The following is a 13554-nucleotide window of genomic DNA, read 5'->3' on the forward strand; positions in this document are numbered from 1 at the left end:
ACCCCCGCCGTTGGGGCCGCTGCCTTGTGCAGCGGCCCCTCTGTCATCTCCGGCGCGGCCTCCCGCTCAGCGCTCCTCCTCGAGCAGCTCGGTCACCAGCGCCGCGATCGGCGAGCGCTCGGATCGGGTGAGGGTGACGTGCCCGAACAGCGGGTGCCCCTTCAGGGTCTCCACCACGGCCGCGATCCCATCGTGCCGGCCCACGCGCAGGTTGTCCCGCTGGCCGACGTCGTGGGTGAGCACCACCTTGGAGTTCCTGCCCATGCGGCTCAGCACGGTCAGCAGCACGTTGCGCTCCAATGACTGCGCCTCGTCCACGATCACCCACGCGTCGTGCAGGGAACGGCCGCGGATGTGGGTGAGCGGCAGGATCTCGAGCATCCCGCGGTCCGTCACCTCATCGATCACGGACGGGGAGACGAGCGCGGAGAGGGTGTCGAACACCGCCTGCGCCCACGGGCCCATCTTCTCGCCCTCTCCGCCGGGCAGGTAGCCGAGCTCCTGGCCGCCCACGGCGTACAGCGGCCGGAACACCACGACCTTGCGGTGCTCCCGGCGCTCCATGACGGCCTCCAGGCCCGCGCACAGCGCGAGGGCCGACTTGCCCGTGCCCGCGCGGCCACCCAGCGAGACGATACCGACGCTGGAGTCCATCAGCAGGTCGATGGCCAGGCGCTGCTCCGCCGAGCGGCCGTGCAGTCCGAACACGTCCTTGTCCCCGCGCACCAGGCGCGCCCGGCCGCCGTCGACCACGCGGGCGAGTGCGGAGCCGCGCGTCGAGGAGAGCACCAGCCCCGTGTTCACCGGGAGGCTCTCGGCGCCCGGCTGCTCCTGCCCCGGGCGCTCCTCCACACCCGTGCCGCGCAGGTCCGCGAGCGGCACGCCCTCGAGGGAGACCACGCCCTCCTCGTACAGCGTGTCGAGCCGCTCCTCGTCCAGCGGCAGGGCCACGGTGCCGCGCCAGCCCGAGTCCCGCACGAGCTCATGGCGGTACTCGTCCGCGGACAGGCCCATGGCCGCAGCCTTCACGCGCATCGGCAGGTCCTTGGACACCACGGTCACCTCCCGCCCCTCGTCCGCGAAGGCCTTCGCGACGGCGAGGATGCGCGAGTCGTTGTCCGTCCCGCGGATGCCGAACGGCAGGACGTCCGTGGAGACGTGGTTCAGCTCAACCCGCAGGGTCCCGCCCTCGGGCGTGAGCGGGACGTCGCGGTCCAGGGCGCCGTGGCGCGTGCGCAGGTCGTCGAGGATGCGCAGCGCAGTGCGCGCGAAGTAGCCCAGGTCCGGATCGGCGCGCTTGGCCTCGAGCTCGGAGATCACCACGAGCGGCAGGATCACCTCGTGCTCGGCGAAGCGCAGCAGCGCCCGCGGATCCGAGAGGAGCACCGAGGTGTCCACCACGTAGGAGCGCTCCCCCACGCTCGCCCTGTCCCCCCGCGGGCTCCGGGTGCCCGTCTCCGCGGTCTGCGCCTGCTGCTCCATGCTGCGTGCCTCCTGTGCCGGGGTGAAGGGCGGGCGGCGCCCGCCTGCGGCTCACGCTAGGTCCGCGCGGGGAACGCGGGCGACGCCGAGGGTGAACCCTGGATGAAGAATCCGGGCACCGGCCAGGTCGGCTTCCTAGACTGGGGCCCAGCCCGCCCCGTCCTCCGTCAGGAGCCCCCATGCGCAGCACCCCCGGCCCCCTCGCATCCCCCGAGTCCTCCCGCGGCGCCGGCCTCGCCTCCCGCGCCGACCGCGCCAGTGCCGGCCTGCTGCGCGCCGCCGCCCCCACCGCCGTGCTGATCGTCCTCATGTGGATCGCCCAGCTCGTGCTGATCGTGGGCGGCCGCCTGATCATCCCCGGCGCCGGGCTGATCCCGCGCCACCTGGCGGGCCTGGACGGCGTGCTCTTCTCCCCGATCCTCCATGCCGGCTGGGGCCACCTGATCGGCAACACCACGGCGCTGATCGTCCTCGGCCCGGTGGCCGCGCTCGTCTCCCGCCGCCCGGTCGCGCTCCTGGCCGCCTCGTGGCTCGGCTCGGGCCTGCTCACCTGGCTCATCGGCACGCCGGGAGTGCACATCGGCGCCTCGGGCATCGTCTACGCGCTCATCGCGTTCCTGCTCGTCTACGGCATCGTGGCCCGGCGCGCCCTGGCCGTCGTGGTCTCCGTGGTCGTGGCGGTCACCCACCTGGGCTCCTCGCTCCTCGGCCTGCTGCCTCAGCCGGGCCTGTCCTGGACGGGGCACCTGGCCGGCGCCGTCGTCGGGGTGCTGCTGGCGCTGTGGTGGGGCCGCCGGGACCGCGCCGCCCGCGCCCTGGAGCGGCGTGCCTCCCGCGACGACGCCGCCCTCGCCTCCGCCCCGGAGCAGCGCTGGTTCTGAGGCAGCACCCCCGCCCGCTGGGCGCAGTACTGCCAAGTAGGTCGCCGCTTACTTGGCAGTACTGCGCCCAGCACAGCGGTGCGGTGACCGGCACAGCGGTACTGTGCCCAGCACAGCGGTCCGGTGCCCAGCACCGTGGCCGATGCGCCGCGCCTCAGGCGCCGAAGCGACGCTGCCGCGAGCCGTAGTCGCGCAGGGCGCGCAGGAAGTCCACGCGGCGGAACGCGGGCCACATGGCCTCGCAGAAGTAGAACTCCGAATACGCGGACTGCCACGTGAGGAAGCCGGAGAGCCGCTGCTCCCCGGACGTGCGGATCACCAGGTCCGGGTCCGGCTGGCCGCGGGTGTAGAGGCGCGAGGAGATCTTGTCCACCGTCAGCTCGGCGGCCACGTCCGCGGCAGAGCGGCCCTCGGCGTCGGCCTCGCGCAGCAGCTCGCGCACCGCGTCCACGATCTCGAGCCGGCCCCCGTAGCCCACCGCCACGTTCACGTGCACCCCGTCGTGCCCCTGCGTGCGCTCCGCGAGGGCGCGCAGCCGCCGGGCCATGCCGGGCGGGAGCAGGTCTACGGCGCCCACGGGCTGCACGCGCACGGGCCGCCGGCCCTCGGTCGGCTCGGCGAGGCGCTCGGCGGTGGCCATGATGATCTCCAGCAGGGGCGCGAGCTCCTCCTCGGGGCGGCTGAGGTTCTCGGTGGAGAGCATGTACAGGGTCACCACGGGCACCCCGACGTCGTCGCACCACCCGATGAAGTCCAGGATCCGTTCCGCACCGGCCTGATGCCCCTCCTGCGTGGTGGCGCCGAACGCGCGGGCCCAGCGGCGGTTGCCGTCCACGAGCACGCCCACGTGGTGCGGGAGGCGCTCCGCGTCCAGGCCGCGGGCCAGTCGCCGCTCGTACAGGCGGTAGAAGACGTCGGGCTGGCGCACGGCGCACCTCGCTTTCACGGCCGGCCGAGGGGCCGGGCGGCAGGTTCCGGAGGTCTCAGGATACGTGCGTCCGCCTCGGAGGTCCCTGGAGGCGGCACCACCGGCAGAGGAGGAAGATGGAGGGCATGGACGACGCGACGCCCCGCACGGACGCCACCACCCGGCCCCGACCCCCGCGCTGGCGGATCGAACGGGTCCGCGACCCCGAGCACCCCCTGTACAAGCCGCGGCTGCGCGGCTGGGTGCACGCGGTGATGGCCCCGCTCGTGCTCGTGGCGGGCATCGTGCTGATCGCCCTGGCGCCGCCGCACCTGCGCGCCGCGTGCGTGGTCTACGTGATCACCGGGCTGCTGCTGTTCGGCGTCTCGGCCACCTACCACCTCATCCAGTGGAACGAGACGGTCTCCCGCGTGCTCAAGCGGCTGGACCACACGAACATCATGCTCGTGATCTCCGGGACGTACACGCCGCTCGCGCTGGCGATGCTGCCGCCGGACACGGCCCGGCTGCTGCTCACGCTCGTGTGGGTGGGCGCGGTGGCCGGCGTCGCGTTCCGCGTCGTGTGGACGGACGCGCCGCGCTGGCTGTACACGCCCGTGTACGTGCTCCTGGGCCTGGCGGCGCTGCTGTTCATCGGCGACTTCTTCGCCGCGAGCGTGCCCGCCGCCGTCCTCGTGTGCGCCGGCGGCGCGGCGTACATCGTGGGGGCCGTGTTCTACGCCCTGAAGGCGCCCACGATCCACCGTGAGTGGTTCGGCTTCCACGAGCTCTTTCACGTGTTCACGGTGGGCGGGTTCGTGTGCCACTTCGTGGCCATCATGATGGTGGTCCTGGCCGCGCGCTGAGCGGCGACGGCGGCTCCCTCGTCCTGGGGGACGACGCGCGGGTCAGGGGCGTCCGGTGTCCGGCGCCTTCGGCTCCGGGGTGGGCTCGGCGAGGTAGCCGGGGTACTTGGCGCGGAGGCGCTCGAGGCGGTCCTCGGCGTTGGCGTCCAGGTGCTCGCCGCCCTCCCGGACCTCCTCCGGGAGGTGCCGCTGGTGCCGGTCCACGAGCATGGCCTCGGCCTGCGGGGAGCGCTGCTGCACGCGGCGCACGGAGCGGACCATGAGCCGCAGCACGATGACGGCCATGGCCACCATGAGGGCGGTGAACAGGAACCCCTCGATGCCCGGGGTCACGTCCGCCTCCTCGAGGCCGGGACGCAGGGTGGGCTCGGGCGCGGCCGGCAGGGGCGCCGTGCTCGCGGCCACCGCGGCGGCGGAGAGGGCGAGGGACAGGCCAGACAGGGTGATCACGACCGCCCACTCTACCGGCCGGCCGGCCGGCTCAGCGCAGCCCGGCGAAGACGTCGTCCTCCGGCAGCTGCGTGGGCACGCGGGAGTCCACGAGGCAATAGTCCTCCCACGGCCACGCGGCCCGCAGCATCTCGTTCGGGGCGGCGAAGAACGGGCCGTCCGGGTCCACCTGGGTACGGTGCGCGCGCAGGGCGGCGTCCCGGTGCTCGAGGTAGTCGGCCACGGGGACCTGCGTGGTCACGGGGTGGTCCGGCATCACCCACGCGGGCACGTGCTCCGGGTCCGGGACGTCCTCCCCGGCCTCCCGACGACGCAGCACCTCCCGCATGGCCTCCATCTGTGCGTAGAAGGACATCCGCTGGCCGAAGGGGGACTCGTCCCCGGCCGCCACGAACGCCTCGTGGAGCGTGCGGTACTTCTCCGGGTTGAACGCGCGGTCGTAGTACAGCTTCGAGACCTCCCACGCGGGGCCGGTCTCGGGGTACGCCGCCGGATCGCCGGCGGCGCGGTAGGCCTCGACCGTCACGTGGTGCGCCTGGATGTGGTCCGGGTGCGGGTAGCCGCCCTCCTCGTCGTACGCGATCAGCACGTGCGGCCGGAAGCTCCGCACGAGGGACACCAGCGGGGCGGCGGCGATGCGCAGCGGCGTCACGGCGAAGCAGTTCGACGGCAGGGCCGGCAGCGGGTCGCCCTCGGGCAGGCCGGAGTCGAGGAAGCCCAGCCACTCGTGCCGGATGCCGAGCGCGGCCACGGCCTCGGCCATCTCGTCCCGGCGCACCGCGGCGATGTCCCGGTCCGTGCGCACGGCGTCCTCGTACTGCGGGTTCAGCAGGTCGCCGGCCTCGCCGCCCGTGCAGGTCACCACCATCACCTCGGCGCCGGCCTCCACGTAGGCGGCCATCATGGCCGCGCCCTTCGAGGACTCGTCGTCCGGGTGGGCGTGCACGGCCATGAGGCGCAGACCCTGCGAGGCCGGCACCCGCGCGGCCGGATCGGTGGTGGCGGAGGGCTGCGCGTTCACGGTCGGTGGCTCGCTTTCGACGGGGCGGAGGGGGTGCAGGGGAGCGGCTCAGCGGCGCCGCACGGACCGTGCAGGATAGGCTGGGCGGCGATGTCCTCCGCCACCCCGCACGCCGCTCACGCGCAGGAGCCCACCCTAGCCAACCGCTACGGGACGGACCAGTCGCGCCCGGGCCGCCGCCGCGCCTGGATCGCCCTGGGTGTCGTCGCGTTCCTCTCCGCCGTGGCCCTGGCGATCGTGATCGGCCTGAACGTCTCGGTGGGGCGGATCGAGTCCAAGGAGATCGGCTACGAGATCGTGGACGACTCCCTCGCGCGCGTCACGTTCCAGGTGAGCGTCCCGGAGGACGTCACCGCCGAGTGCGACATCGTGGTGATGGACGCCCAGGCCGCCCCGGTGGGCTTCCGCACCGTGCGGCCCGCATCGCTCCCCGCCGACGAGCGGACGAGGCCCTCCGACTCCACCTGGTCCTACACCGTGGACGTCCGCACGGTCGGCCGGGGCGTGACCGGGGTCGTGGACACGTGCCGCGCCGTCTGACGCGCCCCTGACCAGTCCCTGACGCGCCCCCGGCCGGCCGTCGGACGATCACCGTCCTCCCGCCGCGCACCCGTGGACCTTGGTGTGACGCCCGCCGCTGACGTAGACTGGCCCGAGTTTCCCGCCCCGCCGGTCAGGCAGGCGCCTGCGGATCCCTCCCGGAGGATCCCGCGGTCACCTGGACGGCGGGGTTCTTCGCATGTGGGCGCAGGCCGGCCCCGGACCCCCGTCCGCGCCGACCGCGCCCACCCATCCCCATGACGACGAGAAAGGCGGCCAGCATGACGACGAACCAGTCCGACGCCCCGTGGCTGACCCAGGAGGCGTTCGATCGCCTGTCCAAGGAGCTCGAGCACATCTCCGGCCGCCGTCGCGCGTGCCCCGGCGTTGCTACGCTGTGGCCATGCTCACCGCAGAGAAGACCCACCTGCTCCTCACCCGCGCCGAGGGCCGCTCCGAATCCCCTGCCCACCACGGGATCGCCCTGTCCGCCGCCGCGCTCGCGGACCTGCGCGAGGCCGGCATGGTGCGGGTGGAGGACGCCCCCGTGGCGTCCGCCCGGCTGTGGGTGGTGGCCGGCGGCACGGCGGGCGACCCCGTGCTGGACGGGCTGCTCCCGGGCGTGGACGCGCTCTCCGGCAAGAAGGTGTCCGCGGTGGTCGCCAAGGGCAGGCCGGCGGCGCTCAAGCCCGTGGCGGCGCACCTCGTGGAGACCGGGGAGCTCGAGGAGCACAAGGCCTTCCTCACCACCCGCCACGTCCCGGTGACCACCTCCGTCAAGGACGGCCTCACGTCCCACCTCACCGCCGTCGTGCTGGACGAGGCCGATCCCACCGCCGAGGACGTCCTGCTCCTCGGAATCCTCCAGCACCTCAACCTCGCCCGCCGCCTGCTGCCCGGCGCGCACGAGCGCTACGACCGCCGCGAGTTCACCCGCCGCATCGAGGCCCTCACCCGCTCCGACCTGCTGGTGCAGGCCGTGCGGGCGGCGGTGGCCGGGCGGGGCGGCGCGATCGCGGCCACCGCGGCCGGGGTCACGTCCGACTGACGCGCCGGGCGGCGCCTCTCAGAGGTGCTGCCGAGGGCTGTAGCCGGCGGACCGCAGCGCCTCGAGCACCGCGAGGGAGTGCTCGTGGCCGCGCGTCTCCATGTCGATCGTGATGTGCACCCCGCCCAGGGAGAGCTGCGGGCCCACGCGCGTGTGGTCCACGCGCACCACGTTGGCCTCCTCCTCCGCGATGATCCGGGAGATCGTCGCGAGCTCGCCCGGCCGGTCCCGCAGCGGGATCCGCACGGTCATGTAGCGGCCCGCGGCCGAGAGGCCGGACTGGATGGACTTCAGCAGCAGCATGGGGTCGATGTTCCCGCCGGAGAGCACCACCGCGGTGGTGCCGAGCTCGAAGCCCAGGTCCGCGACGCGCCCGGAGAGCAGCGCCGCCACCCCCACCGCGCCCGCCGGCTCCACCACGAGCTTGGAGCGCTCCAGCAGGTGCACGAGGGCCGCGGCGATCTCGTCGTCGGTCACGGTGACCACTGCGTCCACGAGCGCGGAGACGATCGCGAACGGCACGGCGCCGGGCCGGCCCACCGCGATCCCGTCCGCGATGGTGGAGGTGTGCTCGAGGGCCTGCGCGCGGCCCTCGGCGAGCGAGGGCGGATAGGCCGCCGCGCCCGCCGCCTGCACCCCCACCACGCGGACCTCGCGCCCGGAGAGGCGGGCCCTCTCCTTCACCGCGACGGCGACGCCGGAGATCAGCCCGCCGCCGCCGATGCCCACGATGACGGTGTCCACCTCGGGCAGGGCATCCAGGATCTCGAGGCCCACGGTCCCCTGGCCGGCCACCACGTCGGCGCTGTCGAACGGGTGGATGAACACCGCGCCCGTCTCGTCGGCGTGCCGCTGGGCCTCCGCGAGCGCCTCGTCCACGGTGGACCCGTGCAGCACGACCTCGGCGCCGTGCTCCCGCGTGGCCTGCAGCTTCGGCAGGGCGACGCCGCGCGGCATCACGATCCGCGCACGGATGCCGAGCCGCGCCGCCGCCGAGGCCACGCCCTGCGCGTGGTTGCCGGCGGAGGCGGCCACCACGCCGCGCGCCCGCTCCTCGGGGGAGAGCGCGGCCATGCGCACGTATGCACCGCGCACCTTGAACGATCCTGCGCGCTGCAGGTTCTCGCATTTGAGGTGCACCGGGGTGCCCGCCTCCCGGCTGAGCGGACGCGCGTGCTGCAGCGGGGTCACCTCGGCGACGTCGGCGAGCACCTCCCGGGCCCGCTCGACGTCGGCCAGGGTCACGGGCAGGGCACGGCCCGGATCGGCCGCGGGGTCCCGCGGCGCGGGGCGCACCCAGCGCACCCCGACGTCGGATCCGGCCACGTGGCCGACGTCCCCTTCTCCCTGTGCGGCGCTCACGCGCGGTCCGTGTGCGTGGCGGCCTCCTCCTGGGAGGCCAGGGCGGGGTCCTGGTGGTCGTCGGGGACGTGCCTGTGCGATCCCGCGGCGTCCACGGACGCTGCCGGGTCGAGGTGTGCGTCGGAACGGGAGGTGAGGGACTCCGGCTCCTCGACGCTGAGCCCTCGGATGAACGAGTTCACGAACGCGAGCAGCGGCACGGAGAAGACGGCGCCCACGAGGCCCATCACGGTGGAGCCGGTGGCCACGGCCAGGAAGACGGCGAGCGGATGCAGCGCGACCGCCTTGCCCATCACGAGCGGCTGGAGGACGTTCGACTCCAGCTGCTGCACGAGGATGACCACGCCGAGCATGAGCAGCGCGTTGACCGGCCCGTTGGCCATGAGGGCCAGGAGCACGGCCAGGCCGCCGCTGACCACGGCGCCGACCATGGGGATGAAGGAGGCCAGGAAGACGAGCACCGCGAGCGGAATGGGCAGCGGCACCCCGAGGAGCAGCGCGCCCAGGCCGATGCCCACGGCGTCGATGAAGGCCACCAGGATCTGCACGCGCACGTAGGAGCCGAGGGAGCGCCAGCCGGAGCGGCCCGCGCGGTCGGCGGTGTGGCGGTGCGCCTTGGGCACGAAGAGCAGCAGGAAGCGCCAGATGCGGTCGCCGTCGTAGAGGAAGAAGATCAGGGTGAACAGGGCGATGAAGACGCCGGTGCCGATGTTGGCCGCGGTGGTGCCGAAGCTCAGCGCGCTGTCCATGACCGCGCCCGAGTGGTCCCGGATCGTCTGCCACATGCTGTCCAGGCTCTCCGAGCTGATCTGCGTGTTCACGCCCATGGTGCCCAGCCAGGCGACGGCGCCGTCCACGGCCTGGCCGAGCCTCTCGCTCAGGTCGGCGAACCCCTGGACGACCTGCTGGCCCGCCAGCGCGGCGAGCCCGACCACCACGAGGATCAGCAGCAGCACGCACAGGAGCGACGCGAAGACCTTGGTGACCCCGCCCTTGCGCAGTGCCTCGTAGACCGGGGCGAGCAGCGTGGCGAGCAGGGCGGCCACGAGCAGCGGGATGATGATCAGGCTGACGAAGCTCGCCAGGTGCCACACGACGGCGAGGCCCACGATGATCGCCACGATGCGCCACGACCACGCCGCGGCCACCGTCAGCCCGTAGGGCACGTCCTTGTTGATCTTGGTCTGCGCGGAGAGCGTGGAGCTCATGCGTCGGTCTCCTCGGGTGCGATGGACGGGATGAGCCCCCACTGGGCGGACCAGCGGGCGCCGGGGGCGAGGCGGTGCAGGCCCTCACCTGAGTTCAGGGCGTCCGCGGGGGCCGTGAGCGGCTCCACGGCGAGGGCGGTCTCCCGGCCCGGGAGCCGGTCGGTCACGAACACGTGGGTCCAGGCGAAGGCCGGATCGGTCCACAGGGTCACGGACCGGCCGTCCGGGGCGCGGAGGGTCTGGCGGTGGCGTCCGTCGTCGTCGGCCCGCAGCTGCGTGAGGCCGACGTCGAGGCCGGCCGTGCCCACGGCGCGTCCGGCGCGGAAGTCGCGGTCCGTGCCCTCCACGGACAGGGTCTCCACGGGGATCAGGTCCTCTCCCGTGCGGATCCAGGCCGCGGCGGGGACGGTGAGCGTGAGGTCCTGGGTGGGCACGTCCCCGACGCGCAGGTAGGGGTGCGCTCCGAACGCGACGGGCGCGGCGGCGGCCGCGTGGTTCTCCAGCTCCATGGTGACCGTGAGGGCGCCGTCGTCGCCGAGCGCGTACGCGACGCGGTGCGTGAGGCGGAAGGGCCAGCCGTGCTGCGGGTGGACCTCCGCGCGCAGGCGCACCTCGTGCGCGGAGACCTGCTCGGGCACGAACTGCGTGTTCCGCAGCAGCCCGTGGATCGCGTGGCCGCGGGCCGGCTCGGTGATGTCCAGCTGCTGCTCGACCCCGCCCAGGCTCCAGCGGCCGGCGGCCACGCGGTTGGGCCACGGGCTCATCTGGATGCCGTTGCCGGCGGGCGGGATCACGTCCTCGCCGTAGGGCTCCGTGAGGTCCACCCCGTGCACGCGGTACGTGCGCAGCGCGCCGGCCAGGCCGACGACGACGGCCTCGGCGCCCACCCGCTCGAGGCGGTACTGGGTGCCGCCGGCCGCGGCCGCGCCGAAGGCGGCCGGAGGCGTCTCAGAGGGGGTCACACGAGCTCCTGAGCAGTGAGGGGACGGGGCGATCAGGCCCAATCTACGCGTTCAGCACGCAGGCCACCCCGTCCGGTGAGGGACGGGGCGGCCTGCGGGTGCCGGCGGGGGGCGGGAGGCCGCCCGGCGCCGGGTCAGTCGTTGTTGCGGAAGATCGCCAGGAGGCGAAGGATCTCCACGTACAGCCACACGAGCGTGACCGTCAGGCCGAAGGCCACGGTCCAGGAGTACTTCTGCGGAGCTCCGGCCTTCACGCCCTCCGCACCCATCTCGAAGTCCATGGTGAGGGAGTACGCGGCGAGGAGCACGGCCACGGCGCCGATCAGCAGGCCGAGGGGGCCCTCACGCATGCCGAAGCCCTCGAGCACGCCGGTCCAGGTCAGGACCATGTTGATCAGGGAGAAGAGGAGGTAGCCGAGCATGGCGGCCATGACGATCTTGGTCATCTTCGGCGTGGGGCGGAACTTGCCCGAGGTGTAGAGCGCGAGCATCACGGCGAACACGGAGAACGTGCCGAGCACGGCCTGCACCACGATGCCCGGGTAGCTGCTCTCGAACACCCGCGAGATGCCGCCGATGAACAGGCCCTCGGCGAGCGCGTAGAGCATGATCAGGGCCGGCGAGGGGTTCTTCTTGAACGAGTTGACCAGGCCGAGGACGAGGCCCACGATCGCGCCGATCGCCATGAGCGCGGGCAGGGCCCAGCCGACCGCCGCGCCCACGATCACGAGGATCAGCATGAGGCCGGTCTTGCCGATGATGTCGTTGTAGGTCATGCGGCCCGTGTGCTCGGCACCGGCGGCGGGGCCGCGGAACGCGTCCTCCATGCTCTGCTGGTGCGCGTGCTGCTGGGCGGCCTGGCCGGCGCCGAACGCCTGGGCCTGGCCGTAGGGCGACGGCGGCTGGCCGTAGGTGGCCTGGGCGCTCTGCGTGCCGCCCTGGTACCACCCCGGCTGCTGCTGGCCGGCATGCATCTGCTGCTGGAAGTTCTGTGAGTTCATCACCGGGTTGGCCACGGCGTGCTCCTTGGGTCATGGTCGGCCCGGTCACGCGGACGCCGGGGGGACGCCGCGCATGCTCCGGAGGATCCGCTCCAGTCTATCGGGATGCTCCACGGACGTCTCCGGGCGACGGCGATCCCCCGCATGCGCCCGTCGGCTGTTCACGGTGGGCGCAGTTCCTGGGCCTGCGCTGGGCGGGCCTGCCGGCGCACCGAGCGCGCGGCACCCCTGGTGCCCCCGGCGGGACTCGAACCCGCAACACACCGATTTTAAGTCGGCCGCCTCTGCCAGTTGGGCCACGGGGGCGGCGGCGGGGCGGGCCCCGCACACCGCGGACGAGCAGCGGCCCCGCCCGATTCCTCGGACGGGGCCGCCGCGGGTCGGCAGGATCAGATCGCGGGCTCGGCCTGGGCCGTGTCCCGCTCGCGCTGCTCGAAGCGGACGGGCTCCAGCTCGACGCCGGCCGCCGCGCGGAAGGCGTTGAACGGGGTGTCCTGGCCGCTCACGGAGGTGGTGTCACGGCCGAAGAGGGTCTCGGCGATCCAGCCCGAGGCGATGCGGAAGCGGCGCTCCAGGGTGGGCATGGCGTAGATGTGGTAGCCGCGGTGGGCGAGCCAGGCCGGCACGCCGTTGATCTTCAGGCCCATCGGGTTGCCGACGCCCTTGAGGAAGCCGAGGCCGGCGACGGCGCCGAGGGACTTGTGCACGTACTCCGCGACCTCGCCCTCGCCGTGGCGGACGGCCATGTAGTTGGCGGCCAGCTGCTTGGCCTGGCGCACGGCGTGCTGGGCGTTCGGCACGCAGAAGCCGCCGGGGCCGGAGCCGGTGAGGTCGGGCACGGCGCACACGTCGCCGCAGCCCCACGCGCCCTCGAGCACGCCGGACTCGCCGTCCTTCACCTGGAGGGTGGGGGTGACCTCGATGCGGCCGCGCTGCTCCACGGGGAAGTCGGTCTGCTTGGCCACGCCGTTGGCGGCCACGCCCGCGGTCCACACGAGGGTGTCCGCCGGGAACTTCTCCTTGACGGCCTTGTCCTCGCTCTTCATGTCGGTCAGCGTCATGACGCGGCCGGTCGCATCGCCCAGCGAGGTGTTCAGGAGGACCTCGATGCCGCGGTCCTGCAGGTGCTTCACCACGTTCTCGGCCTGGTCCTCGGAGACCTCGGGCATGATGCGGCCCATGGCCTCGACGAGGACGATGCGGACCTCGGACTGGGAGAGACGCTCGTTGCGCTCCACGGCGGTGCGGATGACGTTCTCCATCTCCGCCACCGTCTCGATGCCGGCGAAGCCGCCGCCGACCACCACGAAGGTCAGGGCCCGTCGGCGCTCCTCGGCGTCGGTGGACAGGGACGCGGCGTCGAGGCGCTCCAGGATCTGGTTGCGCAGCGCGACGGCCTCCTCCACGGTCTTCAGGCCGATGCCGTTCTCGCCCAGGCCCGGGATCGGGAAGACGCGCGTGGTGGCGCCGGCCGTCATGACGACGTCCTGGTAGGGGAGCTCGAACTCGGCGCCGTCCTCGCCGCGCACGGTGGCGACCTTGCGGGCGTGCTCCACCTTCACGACGGTGCCGCGGACGACCTCGGTGTCCTTGAGGTGGGTCTGGTGGTCCACCACGGCGTGGCGGCCCTCGATGTGGCCGCCCACGATCTCGGGCAGGAAGGGCTGGTACTGCATGTAGGGCAGGGGGTCCACCAGGGTGACGACGCCACCCCGATCCTTCACCTTCGTCTGCAGGGCCTTGGCGATGTGGAAGCCGGCATAGCCGCCGCCGACGATCAGCAGGCGCGGCTGGGGAGAGAGCTCAGGGGTGAGTGACATGGTGCC

General features: G+C 73.4%; 13 protein-coding genes and 1 tRNA gene. 4 read left to right on the forward strand and 10 right to left on the reverse strand.

Translation table 11 applies throughout. The features are described from left to right. Positions 1-66: 66 nt before the first annotated feature. Positions 67-1482, reverse strand: a complete 1416-nt coding sequence (locus tag NJC10_RS05490) for a PhoH family protein (protein WP_319075101.1) — start codon at positions 1480-1482, stop codon at positions 67-69. Between the two features lie 179 nt (positions 1483-1661). Between NJC10_RS05490 and NJC10_RS05495 the strand changes: the two genes are divergently transcribed. Continuing rightward, positions 1662-2363, forward strand: a complete 702-nt coding sequence (locus tag NJC10_RS05495) for a rhomboid family intramembrane serine protease (RefSeq protein ID WP_248115432.1) — start codon at positions 1662-1664, stop codon at positions 2361-2363. A 154-nt stretch (positions 2364-2517) separates the two neighbouring features. Here the strand turns inward: NJC10_RS05495 and NJC10_RS05500 are convergent, their stop codons facing one another. Then, positions 2518-3291 (reverse strand): isoprenyl transferase, encoded by a 774-nt coding sequence (locus NJC10_RS05500; protein WP_319075102.1) that lies wholly within the window; start codon positions 3289-3291, stop codon positions 2518-2520. A gap of 125 nt (positions 3292-3416) precedes the next feature. Here NJC10_RS05500 and trhA point away from each other — a divergent pair, with 125 nt between their 5' ends. After that, positions 3417-4136: a PAQR family membrane homeostasis protein TrhA gene (gene trhA, locus NJC10_RS05505; protein ID WP_248115430.1), complete on the forward strand. Its 720-nt coding sequence runs from the start codon at positions 3417-3419 to the stop codon at positions 4134-4136. Positions 4137-4178: 42 nt separating this feature from the next. On the opposite strand, the gene NJC10_RS05510 is transcribed toward trhA, so the two are convergent. Further along, positions 4179-4586, reverse strand: coding sequence for a hypothetical protein (locus tag NJC10_RS05510; protein ID WP_319075104.1), 408 nt, complete (start codon positions 4584-4586; stop codon positions 4179-4181). Between the two features lie 31 nt (positions 4587-4617). After that, positions 4618-5538 carry a mycothiol conjugate amidase Mca gene (mca, locus tag NJC10_RS05515; RefSeq protein ID WP_319075199.1) on the reverse strand — a complete coding sequence of 307 codons (921 nt, stop codon included), beginning with the start codon at positions 5536-5538 and terminating at the stop codon, positions 4618-4620. A gap of 159 nt (positions 5539-5697) precedes the next feature. Between mca and NJC10_RS05520 the strand changes: the two genes are divergently transcribed. Next, positions 5698-6147 (forward strand): DUF4307 domain-containing protein, encoded by a 450-nt coding sequence (locus NJC10_RS05520; protein WP_319075106.1) that lies wholly within the window; start codon positions 5698-5700, stop codon positions 6145-6147. 403 nt (positions 6148-6550) lie between these two features. Next, on the forward strand, positions 6551-7195 hold the full coding sequence (locus tag NJC10_RS05530; protein WP_319075108.1) for a GPP34 family phosphoprotein: 645 nt from the start codon (positions 6551-6553) through the stop codon (positions 7193-7195). Between the two features lie 18 nt (positions 7196-7213). Here the strand turns inward: NJC10_RS05530 and ilvA are convergent, their stop codons facing one another. From ilvA to NJC10_RS05560, 6 genes are all read right to left on the reverse strand, one after another. Next, a complete protein-coding gene (gene ilvA / locus NJC10_RS05535) occupies positions 7214-8500 on the reverse strand; it encodes a threonine ammonia-lyase (protein WP_413466401.1) in 1287 nt (428 codons plus the stop codon). Between the two features lie 53 nt (positions 8501-8553). After that, positions 8554-9765 (reverse strand): AI-2E family transporter, encoded by a 1212-nt coding sequence (locus NJC10_RS05540; RefSeq protein WP_319075110.1) that lies wholly within the window; start codon positions 9763-9765, stop codon positions 8554-8556. After that, the gene (locus NJC10_RS05545; protein WP_319075112.1) at positions 9762-10727 is read right to left on the reverse strand and encodes an aldose 1-epimerase family protein; all 966 of its coding nucleotides are present in this window, start codon (positions 10725-10727) and stop codon (positions 9762-9764) included. Before NJC10_RS05545 ends, NJC10_RS05540 begins: the two co-directional genes overlap by 4 nt. A gap of 134 nt (positions 10728-10861) precedes the next feature. Then, entirely contained in the window at positions 10862-11743 is an 882-nt protein-coding gene (locus NJC10_RS05550) for a Bax inhibitor-1/YccA family protein (protein ID WP_319075114.1), read from the reverse strand. A 214-nt stretch (positions 11744-11957) separates the two neighbouring features. Next, a tRNA-Leu gene (locus NJC10_RS05555) sits at positions 11958-12034 on the reverse strand. An 83-nt stretch (positions 12035-12117) separates the two neighbouring features. After that, positions 12118-13548 carry an NAD(P)/FAD-dependent oxidoreductase gene (locus NJC10_RS05560; protein ID WP_298714073.1) on the reverse strand — a complete coding sequence of 477 codons (1431 nt, stop codon included), beginning with the start codon at positions 13546-13548 and terminating at the stop codon, positions 12118-12120. Positions 13549-13554 lie beyond the last annotated feature (6 nt).

This window comes from Micrococcus sp. M4NT, from assembly GCF_033790745.1.
Lineage (GTDB): Bacteria > Actinomycetota > Actinomycetes > Actinomycetales > Micrococcaceae > Micrococcus.